This window comes from Amycolatopsis sp. NPDC059027 (genome assembly GCF_042739735.1).
Classification (GTDB): Bacteria; Actinomycetota; Actinomycetes; order Mycobacteriales; family Pseudonocardiaceae; genus Amycolatopsis.
On the sequence record NZ_JBHYIK010000050.1, the window covers coordinates 25,983 to 51,278 of the forward strand.

Annotated in this window: 26 protein-coding genes and 1 pseudogene; 15 read left to right on the forward strand and 12 right to left on the reverse strand. The window is 70.6% G+C overall.

Features of this window, described 5'->3' with window-relative positions; all coding sequences use genetic code 11:
- Positions 1 to 93 precede the first annotated feature (93 nt).
- Positions 94 to 825, reverse strand: coding sequence for a chitinase (locus ACFWY9_RS30080; RefSeq protein ID WP_378340458.1), 732 nt, complete (start codon positions 823 to 825; stop codon positions 94 to 96).
- A gap of 124 nt (positions 826 to 949) precedes the next feature.
- Positions 950 to 1,468 (reverse strand): lytic polysaccharide monooxygenase auxiliary activity family 9 protein, encoded by a 519-nt coding sequence (locus tag ACFWY9_RS30085; RefSeq protein WP_378328210.1) that lies wholly within the window; start codon positions 1,466 to 1,468, stop codon positions 950 to 952.
- Positions 1,469 to 1,792: 324 nt separating this feature from the next.
- Here ACFWY9_RS30085 and ACFWY9_RS30090 point away from each other — a divergent pair, with 324 nt between their 5' ends.
- The 8 genes from ACFWY9_RS30090 to ACFWY9_RS30125 all read left to right on the forward strand — a co-directional run bounded on the left by ACFWY9_RS30090 (position 1,793) and on the right by ACFWY9_RS30125 (position 7,509).
- Positions 1,793 to 2,218, forward strand: a complete 426-nt coding sequence (locus ACFWY9_RS30090; protein ID WP_378340459.1) for a hypothetical protein — start codon at positions 1,793 to 1,795, stop codon at positions 2,216 to 2,218.
- 202 nt (positions 2,219 to 2,420) lie between these two features.
- The gene (locus tag ACFWY9_RS30095; protein WP_378328208.1) at positions 2,421 to 2,912 is read left to right on the forward strand and encodes a hypothetical protein; all 492 of its coding nucleotides are present in this window, start codon (positions 2,421 to 2,423) and stop codon (positions 2,910 to 2,912) included.
- A gap of 3 nt (positions 2,913 to 2,915) precedes the next feature.
- Entirely contained in the window at positions 2,916 to 4,046 is a 1,131-nt protein-coding gene (locus ACFWY9_RS30100; RefSeq protein WP_378340460.1) for a PPE domain-containing protein, read from the forward strand.
- A 21-nt stretch (positions 4,047 to 4,067) separates the two neighbouring features.
- Positions 4,068 to 4,922, forward strand: coding sequence for an ESX secretion-associated protein EspG (locus tag ACFWY9_RS30105; RefSeq protein ID WP_378328206.1), 855 nt, complete (start codon positions 4,068 to 4,070; stop codon positions 4,920 to 4,922).
- Positions 4,919 to 5,671, forward strand: a complete 753-nt coding sequence (locus tag ACFWY9_RS30110; protein ID WP_378328205.1) for a transglycosylase SLT domain-containing protein — start codon at positions 4,919 to 4,921, stop codon at positions 5,669 to 5,671. The genes ACFWY9_RS30105 and ACFWY9_RS30110 overlap by 4 nt, the downstream gene beginning before the upstream one ends.
- Positions 5,672 to 5,684: 13 nt before the next feature.
- Entirely contained in the window at positions 5,685 to 6,776 is a 1,092-nt protein-coding gene (locus tag ACFWY9_RS30115) for a CHAP domain-containing protein (RefSeq protein ID WP_378340461.1), read from the forward strand.
- Positions 6,773 to 7,066 (forward strand): YbaB/EbfC family nucleoid-associated protein, encoded by a 294-nt coding sequence (locus tag ACFWY9_RS30120; RefSeq protein WP_378328203.1) that lies wholly within the window; start codon positions 6,773 to 6,775, stop codon positions 7,064 to 7,066. Before ACFWY9_RS30115 ends, ACFWY9_RS30120 begins: the two co-directional genes overlap by 4 nt.
- Complete coding sequence (locus tag ACFWY9_RS30125) at positions 7,066 to 7,509, forward strand: hypothetical protein (RefSeq protein ID WP_378340462.1); 444 nt, start codon at positions 7,066 to 7,068, stop codon at positions 7,507 to 7,509. Before ACFWY9_RS30120 ends, ACFWY9_RS30125 begins: the two co-directional genes overlap by 1 nt.
- Before the next feature lie 82 nt (positions 7,510 to 7,591).
- Here ACFWY9_RS30125 and ACFWY9_RS30130 read toward each other — a convergent pair whose 3' ends face one another.
- The 3 genes from ACFWY9_RS30130 to ACFWY9_RS30140 all read right to left on the reverse strand — a co-directional run bounded on the left by ACFWY9_RS30130 (position 7,592) and on the right by ACFWY9_RS30140 (position 10,978).
- Positions 7,592 to 8,200 (reverse strand): TetR/AcrR family transcriptional regulator, encoded by a 609-nt coding sequence (locus ACFWY9_RS30130; protein WP_378328201.1) that lies wholly within the window; start codon positions 8,198 to 8,200, stop codon positions 7,592 to 7,594.
- A 23-nt stretch (positions 8,201 to 8,223) separates the two neighbouring features.
- Positions 8,224 to 9,165, reverse strand: a complete 942-nt coding sequence (locus tag ACFWY9_RS30135; RefSeq protein ID WP_378328200.1) for a zinc-binding alcohol dehydrogenase family protein — start codon at positions 9,163 to 9,165, stop codon at positions 8,224 to 8,226.
- A 205-nt stretch (positions 9,166 to 9,370) separates the two neighbouring features.
- Positions 9,371 to 10,978: a carboxylesterase/lipase family protein gene (locus ACFWY9_RS30140; RefSeq protein WP_378328199.1), complete on the reverse strand. Its 1,608-nt coding sequence runs from the start codon at positions 10,976 to 10,978 to the stop codon at positions 9,371 to 9,373.
- Positions 10,979 to 11,302: 324 nt separating this feature from the next.
- Between ACFWY9_RS30140 and ACFWY9_RS30145 the strand changes: the two genes are divergently transcribed.
- The 7 genes and pseudogenes from ACFWY9_RS30145 to ACFWY9_RS30175 form a co-directional block, all read left to right on the forward strand.
- The gene (locus ACFWY9_RS30145) at positions 11,303 to 11,980 is read left to right on the forward strand and encodes a TetR/AcrR family transcriptional regulator (protein ID WP_378328198.1); all 678 of its coding nucleotides are present in this window, start codon (positions 11,303 to 11,305) and stop codon (positions 11,978 to 11,980) included.
- A gap of 70 nt (positions 11,981 to 12,050) precedes the next feature.
- A complete protein-coding gene (locus ACFWY9_RS30150; RefSeq protein WP_378340463.1) occupies positions 12,051 to 13,223 on the forward strand; it encodes an FAD-dependent oxidoreductase in 1,173 nt (390 codons plus the stop codon).
- A 303-nt stretch (positions 13,224 to 13,526) separates the two neighbouring features.
- Positions 13,527 to 14,054, forward strand: a complete 528-nt coding sequence (locus ACFWY9_RS30155; RefSeq protein ID WP_378328196.1) for a DUF6069 family protein — start codon at positions 13,527 to 13,529, stop codon at positions 14,052 to 14,054.
- A gap of 120 nt (positions 14,055 to 14,174) precedes the next feature.
- Positions 14,175 to 14,384 carry a hypothetical protein gene (locus tag ACFWY9_RS30160; RefSeq protein WP_378328195.1) on the forward strand — a complete coding sequence of 70 codons (210 nt, stop codon included), beginning with the start codon at positions 14,175 to 14,177 and terminating at the stop codon, positions 14,382 to 14,384.
- 19 nt (positions 14,385 to 14,403) lie between these two features.
- Positions 14,404 to 15,150: an ANTAR domain-containing protein gene (locus tag ACFWY9_RS30165; RefSeq protein ID WP_378328194.1), complete on the forward strand. Its 747-nt coding sequence runs from the start codon at positions 14,404 to 14,406 to the stop codon at positions 15,148 to 15,150.
- 54 nt (positions 15,151 to 15,204) lie between these two features.
- On the forward strand, positions 15,205 to 15,876 hold the full coding sequence (locus tag ACFWY9_RS30170; RefSeq protein WP_378328193.1) for a DNA alkylation repair protein: 672 nt from the start codon (positions 15,205 to 15,207) through the stop codon (positions 15,874 to 15,876).
- A 160-nt stretch (positions 15,877 to 16,036) separates the two neighbouring features.
- Positions 16,037 to 16,231 (forward strand): annotated as a pseudogene (locus tag ACFWY9_RS30175) (glutathione-dependent formaldehyde dehydrogenase); the annotation flags it as partial.
- A 72-nt stretch (positions 16,232 to 16,303) separates the two neighbouring features.
- On the opposite strand, the gene ACFWY9_RS30180 reads toward ACFWY9_RS30175, so the two are convergent.
- The 7 genes from ACFWY9_RS30180 to ACFWY9_RS30210 all read right to left on the reverse strand — a co-directional run bounded on the left by ACFWY9_RS30180 (position 16,304) and on the right by ACFWY9_RS30210 (position 25,237).
- A complete protein-coding gene (locus tag ACFWY9_RS30180) occupies positions 16,304 to 17,023 on the reverse strand; it encodes a LuxR C-terminal-related transcriptional regulator (protein ID WP_378340464.1) in 720 nt (239 codons plus the stop codon).
- 56 nt (positions 17,024 to 17,079) lie between these two features.
- Positions 17,080 to 18,876 carry an ABC transporter ATP-binding protein gene (locus ACFWY9_RS30185; RefSeq protein ID WP_378328191.1) on the reverse strand — a complete coding sequence of 599 codons (1,797 nt, stop codon included), beginning with the start codon at positions 18,874 to 18,876 and terminating at the stop codon, positions 17,080 to 17,082.
- Positions 18,873 to 19,295 carry a lasso peptide biosynthesis B2 protein gene (locus tag ACFWY9_RS30190; RefSeq protein WP_378340465.1) on the reverse strand — a complete coding sequence of 141 codons (423 nt, stop codon included), beginning with the start codon at positions 19,293 to 19,295 and terminating at the stop codon, positions 18,873 to 18,875. Before ACFWY9_RS30190 ends, ACFWY9_RS30185 begins: the two co-directional genes overlap by 4 nt.
- Positions 19,292 to 19,549, reverse strand: a complete 258-nt coding sequence (locus ACFWY9_RS30195) for a lasso peptide biosynthesis PqqD family chaperone (RefSeq protein ID WP_378328189.1) — start codon at positions 19,547 to 19,549, stop codon at positions 19,292 to 19,294. The genes ACFWY9_RS30190 and ACFWY9_RS30195 overlap by 4 nt, the downstream gene beginning before the upstream one ends.
- A 22-nt stretch (positions 19,550 to 19,571) precedes the next feature.
- The gene (locus ACFWY9_RS30200; RefSeq protein ID WP_378340466.1) at positions 19,572 to 21,389 is read right to left on the reverse strand and encodes a lasso peptide isopeptide bond-forming cyclase; all 1,818 of its coding nucleotides are present in this window, start codon (positions 21,387 to 21,389) and stop codon (positions 19,572 to 19,574) included.
- A gap of 15 nt (positions 21,390 to 21,404) precedes the next feature.
- Entirely contained in the window at positions 21,405 to 21,512 is a 108-nt protein-coding gene (locus tag ACFWY9_RS30205) for a keywimysin-related RiPP (RefSeq protein WP_378328187.1), read from the reverse strand.
- A 215-nt stretch (positions 21,513 to 21,727) separates the two neighbouring features.
- Complete coding sequence (locus ACFWY9_RS30210) at positions 21,728 to 25,237, reverse strand: NB-ARC domain-containing protein (protein ID WP_378340467.1); 3,510 nt, start codon at positions 25,235 to 25,237, stop codon at positions 21,728 to 21,730.
- Positions 25,238 to 25,296: the final 59 nt, after the last annotated feature.

The window sequence follows — 25,296 nt, forward strand, 5'->3', positions numbered from 1 at the left end:
CTACACACCGTCCCCGCAAGGCGGTCGGGGGGCCGGGCGCGCCGGCGGCCCCGGCCCCCCCCGCCCCCCCCCTCCACTGTGGACAACGAGCGGTCAGCAGCTCAGGTTGCCGCCGGGACTGACGCCGAGGATCCCGGTGAACCGCTGGTAGTTGTCGATCCGGCTCTGCACCTGGGCGGGATTCTTCCCGTCGCATTCCAGGGAACCGTTGATACTGCGGATGGTCTCACCGAAGCCGCGGCCGTTGACCATCGCGTCGTGCGGGGTCATCGTGCCGGGGCCCCGCTGAGTGTTCCAGTACCACAGGCCGGTCTTCCAGGAGACGGCCGCGTCCTTTTCCACTTTGTACGGATCGTGCAGCAGGTCGATGTTCAGCGCGTCGCCCGCGGCCTTGTAGTTGAAGTTCCAGCTGAGCTGGATCGGCCCGCGACCGTAGTAGGCCGCTTGCCCGGCCGGGCAGCCGTAGGGCTGGGTCGCGTCGCAGTAATGCGGGTAGTTGTCCCTGTTCTGCTCGACGAGGTAGACGAGGCCACCGGTCTCGTGACTCACGTTGGCCAGGAAGGCGGCGGCTTCCTGTTTCTTGACCGTGTCGCTGCCGGTGTTGGCGAAGGCGGGGTACGCGCTCAGCGCCGCGGTGAGCCCTTGGTAGGTGTAAAAGGCGTTCCGGCTCGGGAACATCTGGCTGAACTGTGTTTCGCTGACCGGGAACGCGGCCGCGGTGGAATCGTCGGAAGTGGTGGCGGCGGAGGTCGCGGGAATGGCCACGGCCAGTCCGAGGACGGCCGCCGCGGCGGCCAGAAAAGAAAGTGTACGCCTTTTCGGCATGGGTTCACTCCTCGTTGAGTGAAAGGGATGAAGGCGGGGCTGAAGCACGCTTTCAGTGTTGGGGGAGTTGAAGGACGCCTTCGGTGCGGCGAGCGCACCGAAGGCGCCCTTCAGCACATCCGATTCAGCCGACCTGGAGGTCGATGCACGCGTAGAAAGCGTTTCCCGTATCGGCGATGTTCCAGATGGCCAGCACGGTCTGGCGCCCGGTGTGGTTGCCCAGGTTGACCGAGTGCGTGACGGTGGCGGGCGGCTGCTGGTTGTTGCCGCTGACGTCGGCGACCTTGTCGCCGCCGATGTAGTACTCGTAGTTGGTGGTGCGGTGCCGGGCGGTGAAGGTCCAGGTGAAGTTCACCGTGCGGCCCACCGAGGTCGCGCGCCAGCCCTTGTTGTTGTCGTTGAGCTCGGCGAACGCCGCGTTGCCGCCGTTGCAGCTGCGCAGCCCCTTGGGGCCTTCGACGCTCTGCGGCTCGTACTTGATGGAACCACAGGGAACCACGTTCTGCGCGCACTGCGCCTGCCTGCTGGCGGGCGCGTTCACATAACCGTGCGCGCTCGCGACACCGGCTGGTCCGGCGACGACGAGCACAGGGGCGACCGCCGCACCGGCGAGTGCGGCGACCAGTTTCCGATTCGTTTTCATGCCGGCTCCTTCGGGGAAGATTCGTTCCCCTGTGGGTATGCCGAAATGGCGGCATGGGCCGCCGGGCGGTGGGGACGGGGAACGAGGTGAGCGGGACTGTGGTCTAGACCATATTCCGGACCTCTTGCGCAGTCAAGAGATTTCCGTCGTGCTGTCCTGTTGGTGACCTGCTTACCGGGACAACAAGCGGCTCGTCGCGCCGTCCGGTCTCGTTCCGGAGGAGATCGACTACTCCATTGGTGGTATCTGACGTTGCTCCTCATGCTCTTCTAGGACGGGAGTGTGTCCGGCCGCGTGGGAGCCGGACGGGGGAGGGTGATGGGAATGCGGGTGTCCGAGGATCCGTTCGTGGACGGTCAGGCGAGGGAGCTGATCCGCGCGGTGCGGTCCGCCGCGGCCGGCGGTGAGGTGCGGCGCAGCCTCCGGCTGGCCGAGCATCTCGCGGCCGAAGGCCTGTTCCATCGGGAGGACGTGGTGACCGCGACGTGGTTCCTCTTGGCGTGGCGTGCCAGGGAGACGGGCAACCGTGAGCTGGCGGGGCAGTGCGTCGCGCGGCTGGCGGTGTGTGCTCCCGACTCGGTCGAACTGGTCCTGCACCTCGCCGACCTCGAACGTGCCCGCCGCCGGGGCAAGCTCAGCAAGGGCAAGGGAACCGAGATTCTCGACTTCGCCCACCGGACGGGGAACCCGGAACTCGCCGCGCGCGTACGGCGGCTGTGGGCGGTATCGACGCGAAGACCGCCGCGCTGAAAGCGTCCGTCCGGAGCAAAAAATCAGTCACTGGCCACAAAAACCGGCAAACCGGATGACCGTCGCCGGACTGGGAACCGAGTGCGGAAGCGGGACGTCGTAGTGCGGCGCGAGTGTGATTTCGGCGATATATGCTGTCGCGCGACCCGGCGGCGCCGTGCCCGCCGGGCGACCCGGATTGGGGAACGGGGAGGTGGGCGGTGTGGATCCGCACCGGTTGCAGGACAAGGACGATGCCCGTCGGCTCTTGAAGCAGCTGGGCAGGCAACCACGGACGCCGCACCACGTCGCGTCCGCCGAGGGCGTCCACGACCCGAGCGGCGCCGGGAACGCGGCGCTGGTCGCCGACGACGCCGGCCGGATCGAGCTGGACCCCGCGCAGATCGCGGCGGCGGAAGCCGCTCTGGCCAGGCACTACGACGAGCTGTCCGAGCTGCTGAGCCAGGCGAAGGAGCTCGAAGCCCCGTTGCGGGACGGCGGCAGTCCGGTCGCGACGCACCTGCGCAGGGCGTTCGGCCTGCGCGGTGGGGCGGACACCGGCGTGCAGGCCACCCTGCGCGACTACCTCGACGAACTCGACACGCTGCGCGACGCGATCCGGCAGGCGGGCGCCAGTCACGCGCGCGCCGACGAGCAGGCGGGGGAAAGCCTTGCCAAGCTCCACCCGGGTTCCGACGCCGCTTCGGGGGTCTGAGCGATGACCGACAACCCGCGCTACAACCCGCATCGCAAACACCGCTACTGGTCACAGGACCACAAGCCGACCGCGTCGCAGCGCCGCCTCGTCCGCCGTCTCGACCGCGCCAGGAGGGCGAACCAGCAGGACAGGAGCTTCGGCAAGATCAACTGGGCGGCCTACGACCACCAGCAGCTGTGGGACATGGTGCAGTCCTCCGACCCGGCCACGATGGGAACGGCCGCGTACCGCTGGGCGCAGCTCGCGGTCGGCGTCGACACGGTGACCACGAACGTGCACCAGACGGTGCAGAAGCTCTTGATGTCGTGGCGGGGCGGCTCCGCCGTGACGGCAGCCGAGTCGGCGTCGAAGCTGACGAAGTGGGGAGCGGGCGCGTGCGACACGATGCGGCACGTCGGCGACGGCCTCGACCAGTACACCTCGGCCCTGCTCGACGCGCGCAACCACATGCCCGAGCCGGTGTACTACTCGGAGGTCCGCCACTTCCGTGAGGGCTACGACATCAAGGCGGGCAACGGGCCGAGCGCGGCGATCCTCGCGGACCAGCTGCTCGACGATCACCTCCCGACCCAGCGCCAGGCGTCGAACGCCAAGGCCGAGGCCGTGCGGGTGATGGAACGGTACGAGGCAGGCAGCAAGCACGTGCACGACAAGCTGCCGCACTTCACCGACGCGCCGGAGCCGGTGGCCGGGCGGCCCGGCGGGCCCGCCCAGGGCGCGGAGCAGGGCACGGACCGCGGCAGTGGCACCGCACCCGACGGCACGGTGGCCGCCTCGGCGGTCTCGGTGCCCGGCGGCGAGGTCGGGATGACGGGGTCCGGGAGCACCATCGGTTCGGTTCCCGGCGGCGGCATCGGTACCGGGAGTGGCGTCGGCAGTGGCTCGGCCCTCGGCGCGGGGAGCACCTCCGGAAGCGGGTTCGGGACGGCCGCGGCGAGCGCCGCGCAAGGGGGCGCGGCGGCCGCGCGCGGTGCGGGTCCCGGCGGGATGGGCATGTATCCGGGCGGGATGGGTGCCGGACGGCCCGGCGGCTCGGACGACGATGAGCACACCAACCGTTACGCCGAACAACGGGGCCTTGACCTGCTCGACGATCTGCCGCCCGCGTACCCACCGGTGCTCGGCGAGTGAACCGGCACTGGGGGAACTGACGTGGCGAGAACCTTGCCGTCGGTGAACGGCATCGTGCTGTCCCACCTCGAATACGACCTGTTGTGGGCCGATCTCGGGCTGGGACCGCAGCCTTACCCGCTCGAGGTGCGGTCGCACGGCTACACCATGGACGAACGCGACGCGCTGGGCGGGCAGGTGTTCGACGGCCTGGCCGAAGCCGGGCTGGTCGACGAGGACGACCGGGTGGATCCCCGCGTCGACGAGTTGCTCGACTCGCTCGCCCGGCCGGTCGTCTCGGTGGACGCGCTCGTCGTCGGGGAAATACCGCTGCGGATGTTGGCGGCGGCAGGGAAGCGCCGGGGTGTGCTCGCGACGCTCGACGACGACGAGCTGGCGTTGCGGCCGATGTGGCCGGACGAGCTCGTCGACGTCGTCGCCGGGGTGGTCGGCGACTGCGATCCCGGGCCGGGCGAGCCCGTCCGGTTGCCCCGGGAGACGTACTCGGAAGCCATGCGAGCCTTCGCCGACAAGGGATATCCGGCCTTCGAGCGGACGCTGGCGCGAGCCGGGATCACCGGCCGCGCGACGCGGGCACTGTCCACAATGGTCGATTCGCCGCGGTACGTCTCCGGGCAGCTGGCCGCGAACGGCCCCGCGGGCCGTTCGCCGGTCGTGAGCTGGTTCGACACCGGCGCGGGCCGCTACGGCGCGACGGTCCAGGACGTCGCCGGGACCCGCTGGGTGACGGTGACTCCCGCGAACGGGCACTGGCTGGTGAACCGCGTCGAAGAACTGCTCCACCGGGTAGGGGAAACCGGAACGCCAGGCACCTCGGGCGCGTCGGAGGACTACGAGTCTTCGACCTGGTCCGTTTTCGAGAAAGGGGAGAGATGAGCACGCTGACAGCGACGCAGATCGCGGAACACGCCTACAAGGCGGGCTTCCGCGGTCACGCGCTGGAGACGGCGGTCGCGGTGGCGATGGCGGAGTCCGGGGGGAACCCGCACGCGCACAACGGCACACCGCCGGACAACTCCTACGGCCTGTGGCAGATCAACATGCTCGGCTCGATGGGCCCGGCCCGCCGCCACCAGTTCCATCTGCACTCCAACTCCGAGCTGTTCGACCCGGACGAGAACGCGAAGGCCGCGTACGCGATCGCGGGGCACGGCAAGAACTTCGGGCCGTGGTCGACCTACACCAACGGCGCGTACAAGAAACACCTCGCCGCCGCCCGCAAGGCCGCCGCAGAGGTCTCGAAGCACCACGGAAAACCACCGCACCACCCCAAGAAGCCGGTCCATCATCCTCCGAAGGGGAAGGGCCACGGCGGTTTCAAGACGGATCCGGAGCAGCTCATCGCCTACTCGAAGAAGGCGGATCACATCGCGGCGGAGCTGAAGTCGGTGGGCTCGCGCACGGTGCACGCGGTGACGTCCATCGCGAAGGACAGCTTCGGCCACGTCGGCGTCGAGACCGGGTTCTCCGGCGCGCTGGGACAGTTCAGCAAGTCGCTGGAAAAGCAGGTCGCCGCGACCGGGCGGAACGCGCAGGTGCTGGGCTCGGAAACGTCCCACGCCGCGAAGAGCTACCGCGCCAACGACAACGAGCTGGCGGCCGACATCACGGGCGTGCTGGGCTAGGGGGAAGTCACACATGGACACGGGACAGATCGCCACGCTTCTCGCGGGCGAAATGAAGACACACCAGGGAAAGCTGTCCGGCAAGGCGGGTGAGGCGCAGGCCGCGCAGCACGCGCTGGAGAAGGCGGCGCGCGACATCATGGCGCAGCACGACGCCCAGCGGAAGGACGCCCAGGCGCTGCTGACCCACTGGGACGGCAGGGCGGCGGCCGCGTTCGAGGGCAAGTCGGCGAAGTTCGGCGACGACCTCACCACCACCGCGGAAGCCAGCGTGCGCGGCGCCCGGATCGTCGCCGAGGTCACCGAGGCGCTCGCCGGACGGCACGGGGCGACCAGCGCCCTGATCGACGAGTTCGTCCGGAAGGCCGAGGCGTTCCTCAAGGCGGGGGCGGCACTCGCGGGCTTCGGGGCGTCCGGCGCGATGCTCCGGGCGCTGGCCGAGGTCACCGACCTCGCGGGCAAGTACCTCAAGGAGTCCGCGGGACACCTCAAGGGCGCGCGCGCCGAGATGGAGGAGGCGGCGCGCAAGCTCAAGGCGCTGGAACGGGACCTGAACTCCGACGGGGTCGCCGACCCTGGCAAGGAGCACCACAAACCGGTGCCGGGCAAGGGAAAGGAGCACCATCCCCACAAGCCGGGGCACGGGCACCACAAGGGCGGCACCAAGCCGAGCGAGTCCGGGAAGGCACACGAGATCCTGGAGCACGCCAGGAAGAACCTCGGCTACCACGAGGGCCCGAACAACCGGAACAAATGGGGACCGACCGGCCAGCCGTGGTGCGCCTACTTCGCCACCTCGATGTGGCGCGAGGCCGGGGTGAACATCCCGAAGTACGGCTTCACCGGCGACGTCTACAAGTGGGGCGAGCGGCACCACCTCGCGTACAACCGGCACGACCTGGCGAAGCAGGCGCGGCCGGGTGACGCGATCCTGTTCGGCACCGGGCCCAGCTGGGGCGGCAGCAGGCACATCGGCCTCATCGAAAAGGTCGACGGCAACAAGATCACCACGATCGAGGGCAACTCGAGCGACCAGGTGATGCGCCACACCTACACGCTGCCGCGCGACGCGCACCTCTTCTACGGTGGGGTGCACCCGAAGTGAACGTCACCGGAAGCGCCCGGCGGGACGGGGTCTCGGTGGAGGTCCTGCCCGGCGGCGCGTTGAAATCGCTGGATCTGACGCCGGAAGCGTTGCGCGCCAGGGGAACCGGCCTCGCCGAGACGATCCTCGCGCTCGTGCGCGAGGCCGCGGCCCAGGCCGACCGGCGGGCCGTCCAGTCCGGCGAGTTCGCGGGCCTGGACGACGACGAGCTCGCGCGGCTCGGGCTGACCCGCGACGAATCGCTGTCCGAGGCCGCGGAAGGCACCACGCCCGACAGCTGGAGGCTCTGATGGAGCACGACGAGCGGACCGTCGACGAGCTGATCGAACTCGCCGAGGAGATCCCCGAACGGCTCGGGCTGGCCGAGGGCATGGCCGGACTGCGCGGCCGGGCCTCGGGCGACGGCGTCTCGGTGACGGTGGACGTCCAGGGCAAGCTGGTCGGGCTGGAGATCGACGACCAGGGCATCGCCCTCGGCCCGGATCGGCTGGCCGCGCGGATCGCCGAGCTGAGCGCCGAAGCGGGCAACGACGTCCTGCAGGCAGGAATGCGGGCGGTCCAGGCGGGCAGTACCCCGGCGATCGCCGGGGCGATCGCGGATTTCCTCGGCGTCACCGACCGGCCGCGTCCACCGGTGGCTGAGGAAACCGAGCGTCCCGCCCGTCCCTCGCCGCGCCCGGCTCGCCGGGACGACGACGAAGAGGAGGGCTTCGTCCTCAAACCGGTCGGCTGAACACCGTGATCCGGCATGGCTTCTCGCGAGCCGTGCCGGTTTCGGTGCTCGCGGTGAGTCCGGGATTTCGCGCGTCGCGGGGTCAGCGGGATGGGTGTCCGGCGGCACGTGCGCAGCGGGGCGTCTTGGCGGTGCCCACCCCCGCGAGCACCGCGCGGGTGACGAGTTCGGCGAAGTCGGGCCCCATCCCGGCGTGGTGGAACAGCGCCCGGAAGACGATGGGCGCGGCGAACAGGTCCGTCAGGAGGTCGGCGTCGCCGAGTTGTTCCAGCTCGCCGCGTTCCCGCGCGCCGCGCAGGGAAGCCAGGCAGGCCTGCCTGCGGGGTTCCCAGAAAACGGTGAGGAACTCCTCGCGCAGCTCGGGATCGTCGGCCAGATCGGCCAGCAGGGCGGGGAGCACGCGGCTGAGCGCGGGGTCGGCCAGGCCGGTGCGCAGAGCCTCCAGATGCCCGACGATGTCGCAGTGCACGCAGCCGGTGTCGATCTCCACGACGCCGACGCGGTCGCGCGCCATGGCCGCGACGACCAGCTGCTGCTGGCTCTTCCAGCGCCGCCGGATGGCGGGCTTGGTGGTGCCCGCGCGGGCGGCGATGGCCTCCATGGTCAGCGCCGGGTAGCCGACCTCCCGGAGCAGCTCGGACACCGCCGCCAGCACGGCGTGGTCGATGCGCTCGTCACGTCGGCGTGCCATTCCACCTCCCTGCCGCGCTCACCCTACCGAGGCAGCATGACCACCTTGCCGAACGGTGCGCCGCTTTCGAGTAGTTTCAAGGTTTGTTCGGCGTCACTCAGTTCGAGGCGCTGGTGGACCACGGGCGAGAGCTGTCCCTGCTTCCACAACGCCATGACCTCCTGCCACGACTCGCGCAGTTCCTCGGGTTTCACCGAGTTCAGGCTGAGCCCCAGCAACGTCGGCGACTTGTGGAAATCGCGCACCAGCGTGGCGATGACGTCTTCCGCCGGAGGGCCACCGGCGGCGCCGCACAGCACGTGGCGTCCGTTGTCGCGCAGTAGTTCGAGGTGTTTGGCCGTATCCGGGCCCGCGACCGTGTCGACGACCACGTCGTACGTCTGATCCGGGGCAGCGCTGCTGGTCCGGTCCACGATCCGCGCGGCACCCAGCTCCCGAAGCCGCTTACCGCGCGCAGGGGAGGAGGTGACCGCGGTGACCTCGGCACCGCGAGCGTGGGCGATCTGCGTGGCCAGTACACCGATTCCGCCGCTCGCGCCGCGAACGAGCACGTGTTCTCCCGCTGTCATCCCCGCGCGGCGGAGCGCGATCCCGGCGACGAGCGCGTTCACACCCAGTGCAACCGTCTCGACGGCGTCGGCGTCTTGCGGCACCGGCAGGACGCGGCCGACATCGGCGACGACCCAATCCGCGTAGCCGCCGACGCCGAGGATGGCCAGCACTCGCTGCCCCACCAGGTCACCCGGTGCACCGGGTCCCGCGTCCTGGACACGGCCGACGACTTCGGCCCCGGGCACGGAACCCGGGCCGGTACTGCCCGGGTACTCACCCCGGCGGACCATGACGTCGACGTAGCCCGCGCCGATCGCTTCGACCTCGATGAGCACCTGTCCGGGGCCGGGCGTGGGCTCCGGCACGTCGACGAGACGGACCTCTCCGGACGTCTGCACAACCGCTGCTCGCACAGCGACTCCCTTCACAATAACGTTCCGATTCGGATCGGAACGTTATTGTGAAGGAGGTGTGCTCGTCAAGGGCTTCCAGGCTTGTGCGGCGTGACTTACGCCGGAACCGAGGGACGCCCTGGGTGCGTCCACCGCACCGAGGGACGCCCCCGGTGCGTTCAACGCACCCAGGGACGCCCTTGTCGCGATCGGGCCGGGCCGAACCTCAGCGGGGTGACGGGCTGACGGAATCCCAGAACCCGCACTGATGCTGGTCGCCGATTTCGCGGGTCAGCACGCTGTCCCCGGCGGGCTGAAGCGACATGACCGCTGGATCCGTTGGGGTGTAAGGAATCCAGCGTGGGGTCCCGGTGACGGTGGGGTTGCCGGTGCGGGCGAATCCGGTCCATTGGGCGACGATCTGCCTGCCGTAGGCCGCCTGGTTGGGTGTGAGGGTGACGTTGGCGGGCAGGTAGAGGAACGTGTTCTCCGAAACGTGGAAGGCGCCGTTGGGTTTGCTCTGGTCGAGGAACCACGCCGGTGGCGAGTCCGTGTCGTCCACCTGGTAGGCGTAGACCGTCAGCCGCCGTGCCAGGTGCCGGGCGGTACGCAGGGCGGGACAGACGGAGTTCGAGTCGGCCACGATCGTGCGGTAGGCGAGAAACGCCGACGGCTCGGGGAATCGTTCGAGCGGGTAGCGGGCGAACACGGCCGGAGCCAGCTCACCGTACTGCTGCCGGACCAGTTCTTCGTACTGCTGGGGCGTGTCGGGCAGCGGGAGCTGCACGTCGTCGCGGTCGACGCCGATCATCAGGCGCACTGGGTTGACCTCGCCCTCCTCGAAGGCTTCGGCGGGGGAGAGCGGGATCGTGACGCCGTCGACGACGGGGGCGATCGTGCCGCTGTCGGCTTTCATCCCGTCGCCGGCCTGCGCCAGCAACCGCTCGACGGGGACGGCTCGCAGACAGCGGGCGACGTCGGCGGCCTGTGCGCAGCCGACCGCGGCGGTGAACCGGGCGCCGGCCCGCTGGGCCTCGGATTCGGTGGGCCACCGTGCCTTGCAGTCCTGTGCCTGCCAGGTGGTGTCGTGGCCGAACAGGGAGTTGTACTGCCCGCTCTGGCTGATTCCCCGGTGGAACAGGCCGCGGGCGCCGGGGGAGACCGTCTGCGCGCAGACGCTCGATCCGCCCGCGGACCCGCCGTAGATGGTCACGTTGTGCGGGTCCCCGCCGAACCGGGCGATGTTGCGCTGTACCCAGCGCAACGCGGCCTGCTGGTCCTGGAAGGCATAGTTGCCGGAATGCGGGCCGAGGGCTTCCTCGGCGAAGAAGCCCATGATGCCCAGCCGGTAGTGGATCTCGACGCTGATCACCCGGCCGGTCGCGGCGAGATGGCCGGCGTCGTGCGGGCCGAAGAGCAGGAAACCGCCGCCGTGGATCTGCACCATGACCGGGAGCGGGCCCGGCCCGGCGTCGCGGGGGACGCGGACGTCGAGGTTCAGGCAGTCCTCGTTGGTCTGCCGCGGTCCTTGCCGGGCGGGTTGCGGACAGAGGTTGCCCGGTGTGGTGGCCGGGAAGGGTTCCGTCCACGGGGCGACCGGACGCGGGGCGCGCCAGCGCAGTTCGCCGGTCGGCGGCGCGGCGTAGCGGATGCCGAGCCACGAGGTCACGCCGTTGCCGCTCACCCCGCACACCGGGCCGTCGGCGGTGACCACGTCGGTCCCCACCGCGCAGGGCGGCGGCGTGCCGGGTGCCGTCGCGGTCGCGCCGGTGGGCAGGAACACGGTCGCCGCGCACACCGCCGCCGCGGCCGCCAACCGTGCCGTCGCTGTCACGGTGATCACCTCTTTCGCGCATCGGGAAACGACGAGAACACCGCTGTGGGTCGAACGGGCCGATTCTTCGGCGAGCGCCCGTGCCGAGGCGACAGTTCTTCCGCCCCAAGGGATTTCCGGCGCTTCATCCCAGTTTCCCGGTACGGGTTCGGCACCCGCAACCCGCCGGTCGCAGTATCCGCTACCGCCGCGCCGCCGAACGCTGTCCTCTGTGGACGGTGCGACGGGCGGCGACGGCGGTGTGGACAGCGACCGGCGGGCGGGGTAGTCTCGAGTTGAACGAACATGTTCGTGACGAACGTGTTCGCAAGGAAGGAGGCGGGGATGGAACCTCGAAGCAGGCGGGAGCGCCCCGCCAAACCGCCGCTGTCCCGGCAGTGGATCATCGACGTGACGATCGGCATCATGCGCCGCGAGGGGCTGCGGAAGGCGACGATGCGCCGTGTCGCGAAGGAACTCGACACGGGCCCGGCCTCGCTCTACGTCTACGTCCGGAACACGGCGGAGCTGCACGCCGCGGTCATCGACGAGCTACTGGGCGGCGTGCGGATGCCGGCCGGGGGGACCTGGCAGGAGCGGCTGGAACGCCTCGTCACGGACTATCGCGACATCCTGGCCGCGCAACCGGGGCTCGCCCGGTCGGCGTTGGTGATCCGGCCGTCCGGCCCCCATCTGCTGACGCTGTACGACCGCATGATGGGCCTGCTCGTCGAGGGCGGGGCCGAACCGGGCCAGGCCGGTATCGGGGTCGACCTGCTGCTGTTGACCGCGACCGCGAGCGCGGCCGAACACGCCGTCCCCGAGGACGGGGACGCCGACGCGGACACGGACGGTCCGGCCAAGCAACGTGCTCTCGCCGACGCGGTCCGTGCCGCGAGCGCGGACCGCGCGCCACTGCTCGCGCGGCATGCCGAAGCGGTACTCGGCGGCACGCCCGGCGAGCGGTGGAGCTGGTACCTCAAAGCGCAGATCGCCGGAATCGTCGCGCTCGCCACCGAATGAGGCGGCCTGTCCTTTGTGGACTCCGATGCCGTCCCGCCCAGCCGACACCGAAGAGAAAGCAGACGAACTCATGCACACCACATCCCACTATCCGATCGCAATCGTCGGAGGCGGCCTCGGCGGGCTGACCGCCGCGCGCGTGCTCCACGTCAACGGCGTCGAGCCGGTCGTCTTCGAACTCGAGGCCGGGCGGCACGGCCGTACCCAGGGCGGCATGCTCGACATCCACGAGGACAGTGGGCAGAAAGCCCTGCACGCGGCCGGGTTGTTCGACGAGTTCCTGCGGAAGTACCACCAGGGCGGCGAGGCCATGCGCGTGCTCGACAAGCAGGGCACCGTGTTGCGGAACGAAGCCGACGACGGCGAGCTCACACGGCCCGAAATCGACCGCGGCACCCTGCGGGACATGCTGCTGGACGCGCTGCCCGAAGGCACCGTGCGGTGGGGGAGCAAGGTCACCGGCGTCCATGCCGTCGACGGTCACCCCGGGCGGCACGAAGTCACGCTCGCCGACGGCGGCTCCTTCACGACCGATCTCATGATCGGTGCCGACGGCGCTTGGTCCCGCGTGCGCCCCCTCGTCTCCGAAGCGAGGCCGGCCTACACCGGCATCTCCTTCATCGAGACCGACCTCTTCGACGCCGTCGACAAGCACCCGGCCGAGGCTGCGGCGATGGGTGACGGCGCGCTCTTCGCGCTCGGCGGCGACGTCGGCGTCCTCGGCCACAAGGCGACCGACGGCAGCCTGCACGTCTACTTCGGCTACCGCTGCGACGAGTCGTGGATCGACACCATCGACTTCACCGACACGCCGGCCGCGAAAGCAGCCGTCCTGAATCTTCTCGACGGATGGGATGACGCGCTGCGCGGCCTCGTCGCGAACGCCGACACCGCCCTCATCCCCCGCCGTATCAACGCCTTGCCCGTCGGGCACTCCTGGGGCCGCGTCCCCGGCGTGACCCTGCTCGGCGACGCCGCACATCTCATGTCCCCGTTCGCGGGCGAGGGAGCGAACCTGGCCATGCTCGACGGGGCGGAACTCGCGCTCGCGATCGTCGCCCATCGCGACGACGTCGAAGCCGCCCTCACTGCTTACGAAGCCGAGCTGTTCCCTCGCTCCGCGGCTTCCGCGCGGGAGTCCGCCGAGGGACTTGAAATGATCTTCGCCCCGGACGCGCCCAAGGGGCTCGTGGAGCGATTCGCCGCCTTTGACGCGCGGAAAACCGGGGAACCGGCCTCATGAGTGTCGGAGGCATCGATACGGGTTCCGGAACCGGCGTGGGTGTGCCCGGCCAGGTGGAGCACGCCCACGCCGGTGGGCGACGGCACACCCGGCGCGCGCTCACGGGTGTGCCCCCTGGATCGCCACGGGATGCCGGGGGAGGGTGGCAGACATCAGCGTCCCGCTGTGTCCCGCTGACCTGATAGAGCCCTGAGTCCCACGGACGTGGTGCATTTGCGTCACCGCCGTCGCGGTATCGGGCGCGATACGGCCGATCGCGCGACAATCGGGACCGGAGACCCGCGAGCGACGGAAGGACCGCAGATGTCCGACTACCCGCGTAACACCCGCCAGGACCGGCCCGGCGTGGACGCGGCCCGGCTGTGGGCGGGAGGTGTCGCCACCGCTGTGGTGGCGGCGTTGATCGCCATCGTCGGGCTGCTGATCGCCAGGGGGATCTTCGCGGTGGAGGTGCTCGCGCCGAAGGGCGACGGCATCTGGGGCAACGCGAGCACGACCACCTACGCCGTGGTGGCCGCGATCGTCGCCCTGCTCGCCACCGGGCTGATGCACCTGCTGAGCGTGGCGACGCCGTCGCCGGGGCAGTTCTTCGGGTGGATCATGGTGCTGGTGACCGCGATCGCGGTGGTGCTGCCGCTGACGCTGACCGTGAACATCAGCGCGAAGGTGGCGACGGCGCTGATCAACCTGGTGCTCGGGCTGGCGATCGCGGTGATCGTGAGCAGCATGGCGGCGAGCGCGCGGACGCGCTACCGCGGCCCCGCGGCGGACCAGGCACCGACCCGCCGCTGGGACCAGCCGGGACCGCCTTCGTCGTACTACGACAGCTGAGCGGGCCCCGGCGTCCGCTGTGAGACACACCACGAACGTTTCCTTCGGCGCCGAAAAGGGAAACCCCTCTCTGTACGCCGTCGTGGTTCGGCACGTGCGAGTCAGAAGGGGTGAACGACGATGACCGCGACATACGGCCAGACGTGGCATCCCGACCGACCTGAAGACGCCGGGAGCGCCGAAGAGGACGACGACCGGCCGTTGGCCGCCCTCTTCGCGCACTTCGACGACCTGAAGCGGCGGGTCAACAGGCACCTGTATTCGAGCGGCGAGGAACCCGAGGACCCCGAGGTCCCGCCGGCGGAGGCCCGGCCGCGGAACGTCGGCTGAGGACAGCGGAGGTCGCGTCATGGACGCCGGGACGGACGCGCTGAACCATCTCGACGTCGCCAACGAGGCGCTCGCGGATCTGCGTGTCGTGCTGGCCGAGGAACGCCATCTGGAGGCGCTGCTGGAGCACAATGTCTCCTTCGCCGCGCAGCTGATCGTCGAGGCCGACGCCGTGTCCATCACCTCGCTCACCTCGGCGGGGCCCCGGACCTTGGCAGCCACCGATCCGTCCATCGCCGAGCTGGACGGCAAGCAGTACGCCGCCGATCGGGGACCCTGTCTGGACGCGGCCCGTGATCGCCAGCCGGTGCGCGCGGTGATCGCCGAACGGCGCCGCGAGTGGCCGGAATTCTCCGAAGCTGCCGATGCGGTGGGGATGTCCACGTCCGTGTCGATCCCGCTGTTGCTGGACGACTCCGGCAATCCTGGTGAGGGGCGGCTGGTGGGGGCGTTGAACGTCTACAGCCGCTCGACGAAGGCGTTCGACCCCCTGGACGAGACGCTGCTGCGGCTGTTCACCACCGCCGCCACCGCGGTCATCGACTGCGCCGGTCGCTGGTACGAGGCACGCCGGACCATCACGCAGCTCGAACAGGCCATGACCACCCGCGCCGGGATCGAGCAGGCCAAGGGCGCGCTCATGGCCATCCACGGCTGCACCGGCGACGAGGCCTTCGCGCGGCTGGTCGAGCAGTCGCAGCACCACAACGTCAAGCTCCACCAGCTCGCCCACGACTTCCTGACGACGCTGCGCACCTCCGGCTGATCACCGTGCCCGGCTCGTAGGCTGGGGCCCGCACGGGGATGGACAGGAGGCCGAGTGACCGACACGACGGTGGCCGAGGTGCTGGCCGAGCTGGCCGCGCTCGAGGACCCGAAGATCCGCGAGGTGAACGAGAAACACGGTGACGAGCACGGGGTGAACCTCGGCAAGCTGCGCGCCCTCGCGAAGCGGCTGAAAACGCGGCAGGAACTCGCCCGCGAGTTGTGGGGGACCGGTGACGCCGCGGCGCGCCTGCTGGCGACGCTGATCTGCCGCCCGAAGGCGTTCGAGCGTGCCGAGTTGGACGGCATGGTGCGCGAGGCATGCGTCCCCAAGGTGCACGACTGGCTCGTGAACTACGTGGTGAAGAAGAGCCCGCACGCCGAAGAGCTGCGCCTGGCCTGGTCCGCCGATCCGGATCCGGTCGTCGCGAGCGCGGGATGGGCGCTGACCACCGAACGCGTGGTGAAACAGCCCGAGGGGCTCGACCTCGCGGGACTGCTCGACGTCATCGAGGCGGAGCTGAAGGACGCCCCGGGTCGTCTGCAGTGGGCGATGAACAGCTGCCTGGCCCAGATCGGGATCGGGCACGCCGGGCACCGCGCCAGGGCGATCGACATCGGCGAGCGCCTGGAGGTGCTCAAGGACTATCCGACGCCGCCGAACTGCACGTCGCCGTTCGCGCCCGTCTGGATCGCCGAGATGGTGCGGCGGCAGCACGGCGTGTAGCCCGTCCCGGAAGCGTCAGCCCTCGACAGGCGGGCGCGCGACGACGAGTTCCCGTGCCGCCTCGGTGTGCGCGAAGGTCAGCTCCCTGGCCTGCACACCGTCCCGCGTTTCGATGACCGTGGTGATGTGGTCGAGTTCGTCGGCGCGGTGGGCGAGCGACCTGCGTAGGGGACAGGCGAACGTCCGACACTGGGCCGGCGAACTCCTGCCGCTGCTCACCGGTGACGACGATCCGCTGGGCGTGGAAGGGTTCGCGACGCACAAGCTCCCCCTCGAGGACGCGCCGAAGGCGTACGAAATCTTCCAGAAGAAGCAGGACGGTGCCCAGAAGATCCTGCTCGAAACCGCCGACTGAGCGTCGGCAGGTCCATAACGGACGTCCGAAAAGGACACTGAGTGGGAGGGGTTCCGGCGGCGCCGGCCCGGATCACCCCGGCGACCCGGGAAGCGATCGAGGCCCGCAACCGGCGGCGGCCCCCGACGCGGTGCCGCGCACGCCCTGTGCGCCGAGCCGGAACCCGAGCGCCATCCGTGACGTCGTGCCGAAGCGGTGCTGCAGCTCCGCGACCACGGTGCGTACCGTGCGGCTGCTCAGCCCGAGCCGGTTCGCCACCTGGTGATCCGTCGCGCCCTCGACCAGGAGCTCCGCGACGCCGAGCTGGCGCACGGACAGTCCGGCGCGTGCGGGCAAGCCGCTGTCGAGTGGCCGGGAATTCGCCCACAGCAGGTCGAACAGCTGGTTGCACAGGACGGCGATCGGGGTGTGGAGCACGAGGGCGCCGGCGTCCAGATCGCCTTCGTCGAGCGGCAGCACCGCGAACCGGGTGCCGAAGATCAGCATGTGCCGCAGCGTGCCGTCGTGGACCCTGACCTCCGTGCTCCGGCCGGACGCCTGGCCGCGCAGCCGGTCCAGGCCGACGAGTCTCGGGTCGACCAGCAGCCGGCGTCGCCCGCTGCCCGCCGCGGGGCATTCGAGGAGCGCGGGATCGCACTTGTCCGCCCACGCCCCGCACAAAACCCCGTGCACGAATTTCGCCATTTCGGCCAGTTGACAGATTCTTCTCAGCACCGCGGTCCGGTCGTGCAGGATCTCGACGAATTCCATTCGGCGGACCCATTGGCCATCGGTCAGCTGGTTGAACGACATTCGACTACCACCGGGCCCATCAGAACAGCGCAGCGAACGAGGAACGGAATCAATTCTTAGCAGTGCGCGGACGGTTCGCCAGGGCCATCCAGGGGATGGGATACCGACGATCGGGCCATCGTGGCGAAGCGATCTTCGACGAATTGACTGGTGATGAGCCGACGGTAAAGTTCGCTGGTTTCGACGAGTTCCGCATGGCTGCCGTGGCTGTCCACCCTGCCCTCGTCGAGCACGATGACGTGGTCGGCGCCGCGCACGGTGGACAGCCGGTGCGCGATGACGACCAGCGCGCATTCACCGGCGACCCGTGCGAGAGCCTCGGTCAGCGCCAGCTCGTTGATCGCGTCGAGGTGTGCCGTCGGCTCGTCGAGTAAGAGCAGGTCGGGCTGGGTGAGGAGGGCGCGTGCGATGGCGACGCGCTGTCGCTCGCCCCCCGAGAGCATGGTGCCGCGTTCACCCACCTGGCTGACAAGCCCGTCCGGCAACCGGTCGACCAGCTCCGTGAGGCAGACCAGTTCGAGAACCCGGGCGAGCGCCGCGTCGCCGGCCTCCGGTGCCGCGTAGGTCAGATTCTCACGCAACGTTCCGTGCAGGATCGGCGCGTTCTGATCCACCAGCGCGATACGCGAACGGCAGTGGTCGCGGTGCAGGCGTGTGACATCGACACCATTCAACAGGACGCTTCCGGAAAGTGGTTCGTGAAAACGCTCGACCAGTGAGAAAATTGTCGACTTGCCCGCGCCGGACTTACCCACCAGTGCGATATTCGCTCGTGCGCCGACGGTGAACGACACTCCGTTCAGCACCGGCCGCGTGGCGTAGGAGAACCGGACATCGCGGAATTCCAGGACGGGGGTGTGTGGTGCGCGAGGCGCGGGAGCACGGACTCCGGCGTCGTTTTCGACGGGAATCGCCGCCACCTCGTGCACGCGCTGCATCGCGCCCATTCCCCGCTGGATCAGCCCGATGCCCTGCAACAGCGAGACGAGGGGGACCACCAGATAAGTGGCGTACAGCAGGAACGCCACCAGGTTCCCGAGCGAGGTGGCGTCCGCCGCCACCCTCGTCCCGCCGATCAGCAGCACGAGCAGCAGCGAACCACGGATGGCCAGTTCGACGGCCGGGGTCATCACCGAGGTCAGCCTGGCCGCGCGCACGCCCGCGGCGTAAGCCGACTCGGCCCGCCCGGCGATCCGCCGTTCCTCCCGGGTTTCGGCCCTGCTCGCCCGGACCGTCCGGATCGCGCCCAGCGCGCGCTCGAGATCGGCGGTCATCTCGCCGACACCGCGCTGCGTCTGCTCGCCCGCGGTGCGGAGCCTGCTGAGCAACGACACCACGATGACGGCCGCCACCGCCACCGTCGCGGCGACGATCAGGAACAACACGGGGTCGAGCAGCAGCATGAGCACCACCGTGCCGATTCCCGTCAGCCCGCCGGAGACGAGGTGCACGGACGCCGTGGAAACGACGTCGCGCAGTACGGTGGTATCGACGCTGAGCCTCGCGATGAGGTCACCGAGGCGGTGGTCCTCGTATTCCCGCATCCGCAGCCGCAACAGCCGTGCGATCAGCCGGCGCCGGACCCCGAGCACGACTCCCTCGCCCGAGCGTTCCAGCAGGAACAAGCCGAGACCGTCCACTGTGGCCTGAGTCAGGAAGAGCGCGGTGATCCCGGCGATCAGCCACCACGGCAGCGGCCGCGTGCCGACCGTGTCGACGGCGTTCCTGACGAGCAACGGCTGCACCATGCCGAGACCGGAGGCGGCGACGGTGAGCGCGATGGCGAAGGCCAGTACCCGCCGGTGCCCCGCCGTCAGCCGCAGCAGATCGCGGAAACCGGCGCGAGCGGTCATTCGGGCGGCCCGACGGCGAGGAGCCGCCCGAAATACCCGGACGGCGCGCCTTCGTCGACGAGCCTGTCTTCGGCCTCGATCCAGGCGTGGGCGCCGAACGGCGGCTTCACCCGGACGCCGGCGCACCACGTCGGCCAGGTACCGCCGAACCGGCACAGGACGGCGGCGGCGAGCGACCTCGGCAGGCAGCCCTGCGGGCCCCGGCAGGTCAGGCTGACCGCGAGGACGGCGTCCCGCGCGGACTTCGCCTGCTCGTACGAGGCCGGGCGGGCGCCACGACGGAGCACGCGCAACAGGGCCTTGATCCGCCGGGGTGGCAGCTTCGCGATCAGCTTGGCCAGCACGACCGCGAGGCGGGCGGAAGACCGGCGCCCGAGCGGGACGGGCAGCGGGCGGCCGAGCGCGCTCGGCGTGGTCACGGTGTCACCAGCCCTGCCGAACGCAGGCCCGCCACCAGCGCCGTCACGTCCCGCTCCGCCTGCTCCTTCGACACGCGGTACTCGCCGGCGAGCGCCTCGGCGGCCTGCTCGGCGCTCCGGCCTTCGAGCAACGCGCCGACCACGAGCTTTCCGGTCGGGTTGAGCTGGAAATACCGGCCCGCGCGCTCGTCGAGCAGCACACTTCCGTAGTCGGTGTCCACAACGGACACTTCGGCGCGTAACGTGAGGCCCATCTCTCCTCCTGGAAAATCGGGACTACTTCGAAAGGGTGCGCAGCCAGACCTCGCAGCCGATGGTCGAGTAGAGGACGGCCTCGCGCAGTCCCGGCGTGTCCGGGCGGGAAGCCAAGGCGCGCAAGCGATCCCGGTCGACGAGACCGAGCCGCGCCAGCAGCGGGTCGTCCCAGAGCCGGGCCAGATCGCCCCGGTTCTCCCGGAGCCCGGCCGCCGCGTCCATCGAGGCCTGCGCCTTGCTGGTCCTGGTGAGACATTCGGCGGGCACCACGCCCCGCATCGCCTCGGTCAGCACCGGTTTGTAGGCCCACGGCGTCACCCGGTCCGCCGGCCTGATCGCCAGGCACGCCTCGATCACCCGGTCGTCGAGATACGGCGACTGGATCGGCAGCCCGGCCCGCGCGCTCATCTGCTCCCACTGCCGGATGATCCGCGAGCAGGCCCGGATCTGGTCGAGGTCGGTGTGTTCCCCTCGGGTGGCGCCGAGCGGTTCCGCCGACCTCGCCGCCTCGCGGATGGCCGCCGCGGCGAGCTGTCTCGCCTCCGGGGTCACCCAGTCGAACAGCCGCGGCGGGCAGCCCCAGCCCAGCGCCGCGGTCACCGGCGCGGTCTTCGGCGCGGACAGGTCGTCCGCGGTGTCGGCGAGCCACCTGCGGTACGACCGCGAATCGGCGAGCGCCCGCACCATGTCCCCGAACGGCCAGGTGAACAGGGCACGGAAACCCCGCAGCTGCCGGAGCGCGAACAGCGGCCGCCGCCGGAGCACCGTGTGGTAGTGCGCCTCGGAACACCAGGCGACGTGGTCCCCGCCGATGCCGGTGAGCCGGACCCGGCTTCCCTTGGCCGCCAGCGGTTCCAGATCGCTGAGCAGCCGCGCCCTGTCCATCATGCCGATGCTGGGCTCGTCGAGCGGGTCGTCGATTTCCAGCAGCTTCTCGTAGACCAGCGGCGATTTCCCCGCGTCCCACACCAGGTGCTCGACCTCGGGCAGATGAGCGGCCGCCCGCTTCGCCCAGCCGAGGTCGTCGTCCGCGGGGTCGATGCCCGGCCAGGTACTCGCGATCACGCGAGCGTCGCCGCGCGCGGCGAGGAAGGTCACCGACGTCGAATCCAGGCCACCGGACAGATCACACGCGACAGTCCCGCCGCCCCGGGTACGGGCGTCCACCGCGGCGGTGAGTGCTTCCCTGACCAGCGGTGCGCCCTCGGCGAGGCCGCGGACCGGGCGCGGTGGCCGCCACCAGGTCGCCGTCCTCGTGTGGCCGTCGGGTTCGAGCACCAGTGCGTCCCCGGGGCGCACGCCGTCGATGCCGTGCCACAAAGGCTTGTGCAGCAAGGGATGCGGCACGGGGAAGAGCAGCCGCACCGACACGGTCTGCTCGTCGAGGTCCGCCCCGGTGACCTCGGCGAGAATGTCGGCGCGGTCCGCGGCGACCGCGATTCCGCCGATTTTCGCGTGATGGACCAGCCGCAGACCGGACGCGGTGCCCTGGACCCGGCACCGGCCGCGCACGGCGGCGACCAGGTGGAAGCTGCCCGGGAGCTTACGGGCCAGGGCATCGAGCTGGGCGGGATCACGGACGCGCCCGGCCTCGGCTGTCAGTTCGTCTGCCGTGACCGGGCAGCAGCCGATCACCGCCAGCAGCGTTTCCCCTGCTCGGACGGCGACGATCCCGCCGTCGCGCCACCGGCCGGTCAGCCACGGCCGTCCCGAGACGTGGGGCAGCGTCCGGGACCCCTGCGCGCGAAACCGCGGGGCCACGGCAAGGCCCGCCTCGTGGTCGGGAAAGACCGCGAAGTACTCCTCGCCGTGACCCAGCATGCCCAATGCCTCAGGCATCGACGTTCGGCGTACTCAGTTCTTGCTGAGGATCAGCCGGTCGTTGCCGTGGAACTGCAGCAGTCCGGTGACCTCTTCGAACTCGCCGGCCTCCGTCAGCGTCGGGGTCTCGTACTCCTTCATTCCGCTCACCTCTCCCTGGGTCGCATGGGTTGGACAGCGCGCGCTGTGACCGAACGTAACAAGCCGTGGCGGGTGGCCAAACCCCAGCGGGCTTCCGGAAGCGGCAATTGCCACAAGCGGAAGTCCCTTCGCGTCCCGATGGCTCCGGCCCGGTACGCGGCCGAGTCGAGGCGCTATCGGAGTCCACAATGGACTCTTCGGGGCTGGTCGCCGGGCTACCCGGCAGGGCGGGATTCCGGTCGCACGTTCGCCAGGCGGAGTCGCGCGATGCCGCGTGCGGTGCCGACCACGAGGGTGCCGTCGTGATCGACGGCCAGTGCCGTCACCTCGGTGTCGAGATCGACGTCGCACAGGATTTCCCACTCGCAGGGGTGGGCGAGCCGCTCCGATCGTTTCGGTTCCGGGGTGGGAACGAGGCGGGCGAGCCGCAGGACGCGGCCGCCGAGGGCGGCGGCGGCCACGCCGCCGGAGAGCCGCAGAAGCGCGGTGTCGTTGGCGATGATGGCGCCGCCGTGGTTCGGCCGCCGCCGGAAGGTGGTGTCGTACACCTTGTCATGCAACGACTTCGCCGCCAGGTGCTTCTTCGCCCCCGGCGCCCAGGCGTGCAGGAAGGCGTCGTGGAACACCACGAGCGGCTCGTCCCCGGTCACGTCCGTGCCCGGCAGCACGCCGACCATGATCGACCTTCCCGGCCAGAAGGTGATCGACGGGCCCGGCTGCCCGGTCCTCGGGTCGTGGATGCTCAGGCGGCCGGTGGCGCCGTCGTTGACGACGAAGTGCCCGTCGGAAGTGCTCATGGCCGTCGGTTCCCGCGACGGCAGCTGCCAGAGCTGGGCGCCGTCGGCCAGGTCCCAGGCGCGGACGGTGCCCTCGTCGTCGGTGAGCAGCACCCGTTGCCCGTCCGTGCTGGTGCAGGCGAGTGCCCGGCCCGTGACGGCCGCCGGGCAGGCGGTGCGCTCCCCGGTGGCCGGATCGACCAGCGTTGGTGGTCCCTGGGCGGTGTCGCACACCACCCGCGGGCCGTCCCGGTCGTCCGGCGCCGCGATCAGTGCCGTCGGCCGCGCGTCCAGCACCACTTCGCGAACCGGCCGTCCCTCCGACCACACCCGCAGGACCGGGCCCGCGTGCCCGGTCACCAGGAGCCCGCCGGCGACCGCCAGGTGCCCGACGCCGGTAGGTGTGGCCGGCTCTCCGCCGACCAGCTCGCGCACGTCCCACAGCCGCACCGTGCGGTCGTCGAACCCGCCGGTCACGACCACGACGCGGCCGTCGGGCAGCGTGGTCGTCGCCACGGCCTGGATCGGGCCCGAATGCGCGTGCACGAGGGTGCCCACGCGGTCGTCCGGGGTGGCGGTGATCCACATGCTGCCACCGCCGTAGCAGCTGACCTCGCTCCCGTCCGGAAGCCAGGTGGCGACCGAGGATCGCGCGGAGCACCCGCGGTCGTCCTCCAGCACTTTCCCGCTGATCACGTCCCAGGAATGTGTCCAGCCCGCTCCCGACACCGTCGCCCGATGGTCTCCTCTGTCCGAAGTGGACTGTAGGTCGAGCGCGAACCGGTCCGCCGTTCCGGGCCACGGCGTGCGGATCCTGCGGCCCGTCGCGGTGTCGATCGCCCACACCGAGACGTCCTGATAGGACACCGTCGACGCGACCAGATGGACCAGCCGGTGCGCACGCACGATCGCGACCACCGGCCCGCCGGGCGCCGGGGTCCACAGGATCCGGTGCACCCCGGGCAGGATGTCCTCGCGGTAGTCGTTCCAGCAGGCGTACCAATCGATGTCCGGTCCGGCCGGTTCGAGCGCGAGCAGGTCTTCGACGTAGTCCTCCGTCCCCGGCTCGGGATCGTCGGGCTCGGACGGCTCCGGCGCCGCCGGGAGATCCTCGGAGCGTTCGTGTGCCGCCGACGCGTCCCATGGATCGACGGTTTCGACAGGATCGACGGGGAGCGGCGGCAGCTCCCAGCTCACGGGTTCTCCGCTGTCGACGTCCCAGGCCCGGATCTCCCCGGTCATGGTGCCGGCCAGGAAGACGTGACCGCCGCCGGTGAGCGGGACGCATGCCAGCGCCTCCACCAGTTCCGGCAGTGGCCACGGCGAGTCGGCACGCTGGTTGCTGTGCGCCTCGACGATCCGGACGTGGTGGCCGACGTCGAGGCTGAACACCAGCACCCGGCCGTCGGCGAACGGGACCGGCGCGACGTCGATGACCTTGGCGTTGTGCCGGGTCAGGATGTGGTGCGGCGGCTCGGTGTGCCAGTCGGTCCAGGTGCATCGCCACGGCGAGTTCACGGCGAGCCTGCCCGCCGCTTCGGTGAGGGTGGCCGCACCGGTCTGACGTGCCGTGAGTTCCAGGTAGGCGGGCCGTTCTCCCGGGGGCTGGTCGCGCAGGTGGTGCGCGGCCCGCTGATAGGCGAGGGCAGCCGTCCGGGCCTGCTCGCTCTTCGCCTGAGACAGGCAGGGCAGGAGCCCGGACTGCTCTGCGGCGAGCAGGAACCCCGCGTCGGTCAGCAGTGGGTCGAGCCTGCCCGCGTCGGCCGCGTGCCCCGCCAGGTGCCTGAGGGTGTACGGCCTGGCCGTGGCCCAGTCGGCCGGCGCCTCCGCGCGCAGTGCGTCGGCCAGTCTGCCGCTGACGTCGGCCAGCTCGTCCTGACCGAGCGTCTGGCGCAGGTAGGTGCGCAGCACGTCGTGCAGCCGCATCGTTTCGTCGCGGACCTCGGCCAGCGACAGGTCGACGAGCTGCCGGGTCAGCCGACGGCACGCCGCTGGTGCCAGCCCGGCCGCGCGCCACAGGAGATGCACCACCGCCACGGGAACGTCGACGTCCTCGGGGAACACTCCCAGCTCCAGGAACCGGGTGCGCCCCACCGGATCCAGGCGCCGGATACTCGCCTCGACGGTCGCGCGGACGGCGTGGTCCCTGCGGTCGGCGCTGTCGAGGTCGAGGCTGCCGGGACCGTCGAGCGAGAGCTGTCCGGCCACCAGGTCCGCTGCCGCGTCCGGGGCCGTGCCCTCGGCGACGGCCTGCCGGAGGGCGGCGTTGACCAGCGCGAGCAAAAGTGCCCACCGGCCGGTGAGCCGGAGCAGCCGCTCGGTCCTGGTCAGCCCGGGCAGGCCGAGGGCCAGCAGCGACCGGCTTTCGCCCGGGCTCAACGGTTCCACGGTCACGGCCCGCACGGTCGCGGGCAGGGTGCCACGGGATCGGGTCGTCGCCACGATCTGGACACCGGCCAGGAGGAACGGGGACAGCCCGCCGGCCGTCCACACGTCGTCGACCACCAGCAGCGTCCGCTCGCGGTCACCGAGCAGTCCGGCCAGCCGGTGTGCGGCGGCCGCCGGGTCGACGAGCGTGGGGCGGCTCCCGCTCAGCAGCTCGCTGAGGTCGTTGATCTTGTCCGCCAGCACGGGATCCGGCACCTGCTCGCCCAGCGTCACCCACAACACGCCGCCGGGGAACGCGTCCCGCACCCGGCGACAGACCTGCGCGACCAGGGTCGTCTTGCCGAAACCGCCTCCGGCGACGACGCCGATGGTGGCGTCACCGGCCAGTATGGACGCGGTCAGCCGCTCGGCGGCCTCGGCCCGCTCGACGAGTTCCCTGGCAGGCTCCGGCACCATCCACACCGGCCCCGCCGGATGCGCCTGACCGGCGAACGTGACGGTCCTGGCCTGCACGACGGTGCCGACCACCACCCCGCTCACCTCGTTGCGCGTGTCCGCCACCGGACAAGTATGCCCATGCGGCCACGGCTGGCATCGGTGGCGAGGCCGTCCTATGGTCG

Bases quoted from the DNA above. Each gene is read 5' to 3' on its own strand.
- ACFWY9_RS30080 (WP_378340458.1), bottom strand. From the start codon at position 825: ATGCCGAAAAGGCGTACACTTTCTTTTCTGGCCGCCGCGGCGGCCGTC.
- ACFWY9_RS30085 (WP_378328210.1), bottom strand. From the start codon at position 1,468: ATGAAAACGAATCGGAAACTGGTCGCCGCACTCGCCGGTGCGGCGGTC.
- ACFWY9_RS30090 (WP_378340459.1), top strand. From the start codon at position 1,793: ATGCGGGTGTCCGAGGATCCGTTCGTGGACGGTCAGGCGAGGGAGCTG.
- ACFWY9_RS30100 (WP_378340460.1), top strand. From the start codon at position 2,916: ATGACCGACAACCCGCGCTACAACCCGCATCGCAAACACCGCTACTGG.
- ACFWY9_RS30110 (WP_378328205.1), top strand. From the start codon at position 4,919: ATGAGCACGCTGACAGCGACGCAGATCGCGGAACACGCCTACAAGGCG.
- ACFWY9_RS30115 (WP_378340461.1), top strand. From the start codon at position 5,685: ATGGACACGGGACAGATCGCCACGCTTCTCGCGGGCGAAATGAAGACA.
- ACFWY9_RS30125 (WP_378340462.1), top strand. From the start codon at position 7,066: ATGGAGCACGACGAGCGGACCGTCGACGAGCTGATCGAACTCGCCGAG.
- ACFWY9_RS30130 (WP_378328201.1), bottom strand. From the start codon at position 8,200: ATGGCACGCCGACGTGACGAGCGCATCGACCACGCCGTGCTGGCGGCG.
- ACFWY9_RS30145 (WP_378328198.1), top strand. From the start codon at position 11,303: ATGGAACCTCGAAGCAGGCGGGAGCGCCCCGCCAAACCGCCGCTGTCC.
- ACFWY9_RS30150 (WP_378340463.1), top strand. From the start codon at position 12,051: ATGCACACCACATCCCACTATCCGATCGCAATCGTCGGAGGCGGCCTC.
- ACFWY9_RS30155 (WP_378328196.1), top strand. From the start codon at position 13,527: ATGTCCGACTACCCGCGTAACACCCGCCAGGACCGGCCCGGCGTGGAC.
- ACFWY9_RS30160 (WP_378328195.1), top strand. From the start codon at position 14,175: ATGACCGCGACATACGGCCAGACGTGGCATCCCGACCGACCTGAAGAC.
- ACFWY9_RS30165 (WP_378328194.1), top strand. From the start codon at position 14,404: ATGGACGCCGGGACGGACGCGCTGAACCATCTCGACGTCGCCAACGAG.
- ACFWY9_RS30180 (WP_378340464.1), bottom strand. From the start codon at position 17,023: ATGTCGTTCAACCAGCTGACCGATGGCCAATGGGTCCGCCGAATGGAA.
- ACFWY9_RS30185 (WP_378328191.1), bottom strand. From the start codon at position 18,876: ATGACCGCTCGCGCCGGTTTCCGCGATCTGCTGCGGCTGACGGCGGGG.
- ACFWY9_RS30195 (WP_378328189.1), bottom strand. From the start codon at position 19,549: ATGGGCCTCACGTTACGCGCCGAAGTGTCCGTTGTGGACACCGACTAC.
- ACFWY9_RS30200 (WP_378340466.1), bottom strand. From the start codon at position 21,389: ATGCCTGAGGCATTGGGCATGCTGGGTCACGGCGAGGAGTACTTCGCG.
- ACFWY9_RS30205 (WP_378328187.1), bottom strand. From the start codon at position 21,512: ATGAAGGAGTACGAGACCCCGACGCTGACGGAGGCCGGCGAGTTCGAA.